The following is a 7946-nucleotide window of genomic DNA, read 5'->3' as shown; positions in this document are numbered from 1 at the left end:
TAGGTCCCATTAAGAAAAACCCGCCTAACGGCGGGTTTTTTGTTTTCTGGCCCCAAAAAAATAAATGGGGGGCAGGTCAACATTAATCCTCAACTACATTCACTACATCCGACTCAATACTCAGGGTCAGATCCCTATTAAGCATTATCCACATTGCTTACAGCAGACAAACGATCAAGGAACGTGATTCTGACCCTAGTTATCGTTTGATTCTTGCAGCGCATAGTGATTAAGCGTGGTTGTCGAACAAAATAGATGGGGGCAGATCTCCACAAGTATCTGCCATAACGCGTTAACCACACAAACGGTCAAAGAATGTGAATCTGACTCCAACTATCGATTTATTGCCAAAGAATGTGGACCTGACCCTGATTATTAAAAGAGCATGAGTTGGTCGTCGACGATGTCGCTAAAATCTATTCCGATTAAGGGCAGAATACTTTCTGCTATGGGGCGGATTTGCTTGTCGATATAATGGCTATGATCCAGAGGGGAGCTCACCATATCGCTGGTTTGAGGGCCGTTTAGTGTAATAACATAAGCGATGGTTCTATTACGTTGATATTGTAATGGTGCTTGACGCTCTGCATTTAACTTATCGGCCAAAATAGCAGCTTTCACATGAGGGGGATGAGACTTTGTATAAGACGATAACGGTTTTCTTAAACGCTTCTTGTAGACCAGCTGTTGGTCCGCTTCCCCGCTGTTTATTTTATCAATGGTATCTCGTATAAATTGTTTCACAGGCTGCTGTTTAAATACTTTACTATACAATTCATATTGAAAGTCTTTTGCTAATTGTGTCCAATCAGAGCGAACGTTTTCTAGCCCTTTAAACACTAACTCCTCGCTTTTATTACTCCCAATGACGCTACCTTTAGAGAAAGTGGTACCGTCATCGTCGTTAGATGCTCGTTGAGGCTTAATCTGTTCTATACCCGTATCTCTAATGCCGGCGTAACGCTTTTTGCTACCTTCTGATGAACCTCTGATAGTAGGCATAAAAAATTTGGTAAAGTGAGATTCAAATTCAATTTCAAGCTCACAGGTAAGGTTGAATTCCTCAGCGATGAGTGTCTGCCATCTTTTATTGATAATGGTAGCTAGCTGCTTACCTGTCTCCTTTGGCGTACCGAGAGAAACATTGTCATTTAGGTGAACAAAGGTTGAGTCTGTATCACCATAGATAACCGTATACCCTAATTCTTCAATCCATTTCGCAGTGGTTTGCATAATGTCATGGCCACGAAGGGTAATTGAACTAGCAAGCCTTGGGTCGTAAAAAGGGCAACCGCCACTACCTAAAACGCCATAAAACGAGTTCATTATAATCTTGATAGCCTGAGAGCGGGGTTTGTCTTCTTGACGCTTTGCTTCGTCACGTTGGGCCCATAGACTTTTGATAATGTCGGGCAAGAAGTGTTTGGTACGGCTAAAAACAGCTCCCTTGAAGCCAGGAATGGCTTTTTCGGGAGAGAGTAAACCTTCAGCTAAACCTAAAGGGTCGATATTAAATGTGCGTATTATTGACGGATAAAGGCTTTTAAAATCTAAAACCAGTACATCATCATACAGCCCTGGTAAGGAACGCATTACGTATCCACCAGGGCTTGCAAGCCCGCCATTTGACGGTCGCACGCCAGCAACGTAATGCTCTCTATGCAGCTTAGGTAAATATACGTTTAAAAACGCGGCAACTGATCCACCGGGTCTGCCTAACTCAAGTCCCGTCAACGTGCCTCGCAGCGTTAAGAAATCAATAAACTGGGTTTTTTGTTGGATACTGTTTACAAGTTCGCTGTCTTTAAAATTGTAATTGGCAAGAGATAAGGGCGCGTGTAAATACTGATGCTTGATTGCCTTGAGTTTATCGTCTTCTTGAATAAGCTTATTTTCGTTTAAAAGCTGCTCGGCTACATTGTCTAAAGAAAACGAATCGAAGTGATATGTCATTGTTTTTAGCGCTTCTATACCGTCGACAATGCAGCGGCCCGGTATATTAACCAGTACTTGGTCATCCCATTCTCTCGCCGTGGCCTCTCTGCCTTGTCGGCCCATCAATAGTTTTTCGTTCAGGCGTTTTGCACGTCGTGTTATGACAGCAAAGTCAAACTGCTTCACATTCCAGCCCAAAATAATATCTGGATCGATGCTACAAATACGGGAGAAAAACAGGTTGAGTAGCGTTTTCTCGCTATCAACCACCGTCAACGTGTAATGCTGACTCGTTGATGCTAATACCTTATTTTCGAAAGTTGGGGGCCTAACTAAGATGACTTCGTTATGACTTTCTCCTGCGATAGAAATGCTAAATAACGATTCGTTCTCATCGCATTCAATATCAATACTTATCCACGTAAATATTGGCAAATAGTTAGACGGTCTAATTCGAGCATTGATAATTTCATTGTCGTTGTTAGGAGAAACAAATTCTATAGCGCCATAAATGAAACGTTCCATAAGGTATCGGTCGGCCAACCGTATATCGGCTTCATAAAGCGTAATACTATTTTCGGTCGCAATTTTTCTGAGCTTGTGCATTTGGCTTTCGGTGTTTGTTTTTACAGTAACAACCGGTATTTGCTCTAGCGTTTTAAAGTGGTCAGAGGGAAAGGACACATCACGGCGCAATACACCTGAGGCGGCTAAGGCACTAACAAGTTTGTCTTTATTATCCATAGCAACAAAACAAGTGGGCTGCTGAGGCGAAGACACTAACCTTATCGTCTTTTCGTGTGTTTTCACCCATAGCTCAACGAACGCTTTCCCCTTTTCGGTAAACGTACTTTTATTGAGAATATAACCTTGTTTAATCACGCCATGCTTTCTTTTGTTTATCAACGTTAAGTAATTAGCTACCAGCACTTCTTAAAACCTATTGGTGCAAATTAGGTATCAGAAACCAGGTGCTCAGCCAGAAAAAGCTAAGTATACCGCACCTCGCTGTTGGTTATCCGCGTTCCATTAACTACAAAGTCAGCACATTGTTATAACTTACTACTATAGATGTCCATTCGAGAGATACGTTTGTTTTTACGTTTAAGCCGCGTTAGAAGTAACATCCCGTATAATCGATTTTGTATCTTTAAAAGAGGTATGCCATGCAATATCTAGCAGACAAACAGCCACAGCCTGGTGAACTTGTTGAAATTGCGAACGGCGTTATGTGGCTAACTATGCCTTTGCCGTTCGAACTTGACCACATTAATCTTTATCTCATTAAAGATGGAGACAACTGGGTGGTTGTTGACACGGGTATTGGTACGTCGACAACGAAAGCGTTGTGGCAACAGATATTTGAAAAGCTCGATGGCAATATATCCGCTGTTATCGTCACCCACCTTCATCCCGACCACATCGGGTTAGCGGGTTGGATTGCCGACGAATTTGATGTTCCTTTTTACATGTCACAAACAGAGTACTTCACTGCTAGAGCTTTTTGTTCAGGCAAGAATGGTGCGTCGAATAAAAGAGATGTCCGTTATTTTAGTCAAGCGGGACTAGACAGTGAGTTAGTTGAGAAGCTTACTCAGGGAGACGGCAAGGGGTTTAGCCAGGTGGTATCGCCCATTCCAGTGAGTTATACGCGGTTGAAGCACAACGATGTGCTGTCATTTGATAGTAACGAGTGGAAAGTATTGGTTGGAAGGGGACATTCTCCAGAGCACGCCTGTCTGTACTGCGAAAGTAAAGGGGTGTTGATTTCAGGCGATCACATACTACCTATGATAACGCCAAATATTGGCGCTTACTCTACCGAGCCTGACGCGCTTACTTTGAATGACTACCTCACCACGCTCCCTCCGTTCAAAGCGCTCCCAGAAGATACAGTTGTGTTACCCGCTCACAAGCTCCCGTTTGTAGGCTTGCACCAACGCATTGATGAATTACTTGCTCATCATCATCAACATCTGAGTGCATTAAAAAGTGCGTGCGCTACCCCTCAAACAGTGGCTGAGCTATTGCCCGTGATGTTCAAGCGAAAGCTCTCAAGCAGAAATATGGTGTTTGCCGTGGCAGAGTGTTACGCCCATTTAAATTATTTGGTTGCCGAGGGAGAGCTAACAAAAACGCTAGTAGATGACAGTGTATTAGTTTACTCAGTGCTCGGCCGCTAAACTAACAGCAACTCACTGAGAGCGACTAAACTAACCGGCGAATGTATAATAAGAAAAATGATCATTGCGTGTTTGTTTTTCTTTAGCGCTATTTTGAAAGCGCTTCAGTCGCGGGCTCTGAATGAGCAGTAGAGGAAGATTGCGGGGGGCTTTTTGGAATTGTAATTTGCACAACGGTGCCTTTTCCCTCTTTACTACTGATAGACACTTTTCCCTGGTGTTTCTCTATTGCGGTATAGGCAACGGATAAACCCAATCCCTGGCCTTGCCCTTCCGGTTTTGTAGTAAAGAAAGGTTCAAATATACGCTTTAGGTTTTGTTCGGCAATACCACACCCGCTGTCTAAAATTTTAAACGCGATATCATTGTCATTTTCGATAATGCTTAGCTTTATAAAGCCCTTATCTTCAATGGCTTGGGCTGCGTTAACCATCACGTTCATTAGTGCTTGCTTAAGCGTGCCAGGGTCGCCGATGACTTCTAGCTTTTCCTTAGCACATTCAAACTTATACTCAGGCTTTGCATACTGCGCCGATATTAACGTAATAAGCTGTTTTGCCACGCTGCAGACTTCAATGTTTTGATAGCCATCAGCGGTCTCTAAAGAAAAGTTCTTAAGATTCTCAACGATGTCTCTCACACGACTTAAGCCTTCGCTCGACTCATCAATAAGCTCAGTAATATCGTCTTTTAGCAGAGCATAATGGTTACTTTCAAACAGAGATTGCATCTGCTCTTGCATCTCTTCAGTAAAGTGGGTGATTTGCGATTCTACACCATCGCATATCGCTAAAAGGTGAGAGGCATATTGAGACAAGGTATCTAAGTTTGCAGTAACAAAGCCAATAGGATTATTTATTTCATGAGCGATACCTGCAGCTAGCTGTCCCGTAGAGGCCATTTTTTCAGCTTGAATAAGCTGGCTTTGAGCGGTATCCAGTTTTCTGATGAGTTTGCGCTGCTCAGCGTGTTCTTTTTTAAGCGCTTGAGAGAGCTTCTGCTGCGCACGAAAATAGCTGGCTTGGGCCGTTACATCTTGAAGGAATATACAGGCTAACTTTCTATCAGATGTATTATCTTTTATGGGAATAATTTCCATATTTTGATACATCTGGGTTTCTTCGCCCGTAATAGGGCGGCTACTTTTAAACGGGAAAATGTGGGGCCGTTGTTCCCAATAGCTAAAGCTGGGGTGTTGCAACACAAACACCGACTTAAGTCGCCGTTTAAGGAACTTTCCCTGGCCTTTGAATAATTCAGTAACAGGTTGTTCTGTGTAACCTTTTCGCAACTCGTGTGGCAAGCGGTCTAAAAAAAAGTCATTCAAGTAAACCACGTTGAATGCTTCGTCAACAATGCCGATCCCGACGGGAAGTTTACTAACGAGTTGCTCGAACATTACCCGAGTAACTCATCCAGTGTGTCTTTCATTCTAATGAGAGATTCATCGTCTAAACAAAAGACAACGCGCATACTGAATGATGATATGGCAATAATAAATTGCACTTCCATCACTAATGTATGCTGCCATTTCAAGTCGCTGAAGTTAGACTTTTCAGGTTGAAATAGGGTTGGCATATTTAAATTAGTGGTCAGCTCTAACTGATCAGACAGTCCCGCTAAACAAGCACCTGCAAGAATGTTGCAAAGCTCTAGAATAATTTCTTGAATATCTTCTTTCGTAAGAGGTTCATCATAATCCATCAGTTTTGCCACCTCAGCCAATCCAGACTGAGATAACACGGACATGACTTCGCCATGAATATCGCCCAAAAATGACTGACGCGTATAAAAGGCGTCTTTTGTTTCAAACAGCAACCCATACAGTTCGTCTGGGGTCACCGTTGAGATTTTGGGGATAGAAATGTCAATTTTCGTTTCAATGAGTTGAGCCAGTGAATTTGCAGCTTGCCCCATTGATATATTGAGCAACTCTTGCAGCGCATCTCTTTGATCTTCGTCAAGTGGTAACACAATACTCATAAGTACCCCAATTCGAACATCGCCATAGCAAGCTCTTCTTTGTCTAGTGGTTTTTTCAAAAAGCGTTTTGCGCCAAGGGATATCACAATCCTTTGTTTCTCTGGCTGAAAATCAGCACTGATAACAATGACGTTAAGTGAACTTGCTTGCTTGTGAAGGTATTCCAACACGCCAACGCCATCTACCTCAGGCATAGTGAGGTCGAGCAATAGTAGATCAAACGTTGTTTCTGCTAGCAAATTTATCGCCTCTTGACCATTTGTTGCCTCACTGATGGTATAGTCTAAATCTTCTGGCAATGCACGAATTACGCTGCGTCTAGACAGCTTAGAGTCATCAGCAACTAAAACAGATATTGACATTAAAAAATCTCCTAGATGGCATCCGTTATGTCTGCACAGTAGTAAAGTATGTGCAAGATTAGCGTTACTGCAATAATCTTTGAGAAAAAATTAGTAGTTGGCAGTCCTCGTCTAGGGCGTGTTAACCGCAATACTAGACACTGCATCGGTTGACACGCACTTAACTCAGTATATGGCAAAAGTGACTTTTATGCGTATTATACTTTAAGTCTAAAGGGAGCTAAAGATAGGTGGTTTATGAGATAGAGATGCGTGCGCCGCAGTAGTTGACGCACATAAGCTGGGGAAATTGGTTAGCTGACTTGCGATTTTTCCATCTTTTCTAGGGCTTCGGGCATTGCATCAATATACCTTTGCACATCGATAATTGTGCCCATACTAACCCGAGACCAATTGTTGTAACTTCTGTAAATACCGCGGATCAATATGTCTTTTTCGGCCATTGCGCGTCTGAAATGTTCAGCGTTTCCACTCCCTAAATTTACAAATACGAAATTAGTACTCGATGATGCGGCTGTCAAACCGTTAGCTTTAACAGCATCCATCACCATAGTGCGTCCCTGTAGAATTTTATCTTTCGAAAACGTGAGAAATGCTTCGTCGTTGTAGCTTGCAATCGCTGCAGCTAGGCCGGCTTGGTTCAACGTGTAATTGCCCATCCCATATTGATTTACCCATTCAGTATTTTGTTCTGATGCTATTAGGTAACCCACCCGCATACCCGCAAGGCCATAAATTTTCGAGAAAGTACGAGCCACGACAATATTGTGGCCAGCTTTAACTAACGGAATCATAGTATGTGCTGATGGATTATCGGTAAGTTCATTGTATGCTTCATCTACCAGTACCAGCGTTTTCTTAGAGGCCTTAATGCAAAACTCTTTCAGCGCTTTAGGGTCTAAAATTTTTCCAGTTGGGTTATTCGGATTACATATGTGCACCATACCAATAGAGTCATCGATAGCGTTGTAAATAGCATCTAAGTCAATATCTAGCGCAGCCGTATTAGCTACGCGGATAATTTCATGTCCCCCTTGTTTTTCGGGCGCTTTCGATGTGGTATCCCAAAATAGATCAGGCCCTAAAATATTGCCTTTTTGACTAGCTGCTAACGCGGTATAAGATAAAATTGGGCTTGAGCCTGCGCTCAATGATATGTTTGTTTTTTCAATGCCGTGTCGCTCTGCAATCATGTCTATTAATCTCATGGCGGCAGGGTAGGCATAGTATGCACCACCTTGCGCTGCAGCATCCGATATGGCTTTAAGTGCAGCGGGGCTCGGTCCAAATGGATTTTCGTTGGCATTAAGCTTAGCTACGCCAGGTCTAGGACCGTAGCGAAGTGGCGGTTGATTTTTTAATGCCTGAGCGGTAGCTGCTTGAGCGCCTAGAGTGGTAATAATGCCGCTTGCGCCTACAGCTGTGGCCGCGGCGCTTCCGCCAAGAAATGAACGTCTTGAGCGATTCATAGTCATGGTGTTAT

At 43.0% G+C, this 7946-nt stretch carries 6 protein-coding genes; 1 reads left to right on the top strand and 5 read right to left on the bottom strand.

What is annotated here, in order from left to right; genetic code table 11:
- Positions 1–375 precede the first annotated feature (375 nt).
- Positions 376–2817, bottom strand: coding sequence for a DNA polymerase II (locus V7R39_RS17300; protein ID WP_334032205.1), 2442 nt, complete (start codon positions 2815–2817; stop codon positions 376–378).
- Between the two features lie 284 nt (positions 2818–3101).
- Here V7R39_RS17300 and V7R39_RS17295 point away from each other — a divergent pair, with 284 nt between their 5' ends.
- Entirely contained in the window at positions 3102–4118 is a 1017-nt protein-coding gene (locus V7R39_RS17295; protein ID WP_334032204.1) for an MBL fold metallo-hydrolase, read from the top strand.
- Between the two features lie 88 nt (positions 4119–4206).
- Here the strand turns inward: V7R39_RS17295 and V7R39_RS17290 are convergent, their stop codons facing one another.
- From V7R39_RS17290 to V7R39_RS17275, 4 genes are all read right to left on the bottom strand, one after another.
- Positions 4207–5517, bottom strand: a complete 1311-nt coding sequence (locus V7R39_RS17290) for a sensor histidine kinase (RefSeq protein WP_334032203.1) — start codon at positions 5515–5517, stop codon at positions 4207–4209.
- Complete coding sequence (locus tag V7R39_RS17285) at positions 5517–6101, bottom strand: chemotaxis protein CheX (protein WP_334032202.1); 585 nt, start codon at positions 6099–6101, stop codon at positions 5517–5519. Before V7R39_RS17285 ends, V7R39_RS17290 begins: the two co-directional genes overlap by 1 nt.
- Entirely contained in the window at positions 6098–6463 is a 366-nt protein-coding gene (locus tag V7R39_RS17280) for a response regulator (RefSeq protein ID WP_334032201.1), read from the bottom strand. Before V7R39_RS17280 ends, V7R39_RS17285 begins: the two co-directional genes overlap by 4 nt.
- A 293-nt stretch (positions 6464–6756) precedes the next feature.
- Positions 6757–7938: a pyridoxal phosphate-dependent aminotransferase gene (locus V7R39_RS17275; protein WP_334032199.1), complete on the bottom strand. Its 1182-nt coding sequence runs from the start codon at positions 7936–7938 to the stop codon at positions 6757–6759.
- Positions 7939–7946 lie beyond the last annotated feature (8 nt).

This window comes from Alteromonas sp. P256, assembly GCF_036864455.1.
In the GTDB taxonomy this organism is placed as follows: domain Bacteria; phylum Pseudomonadota; class Gammaproteobacteria; order Enterobacterales; family Alteromonadaceae; genus Alteromonas.
The sequence above is the reverse complement of the archived record's forward strand: the minus strand, read 5'-3'. Positions and strand labels throughout refer to the sequence as shown.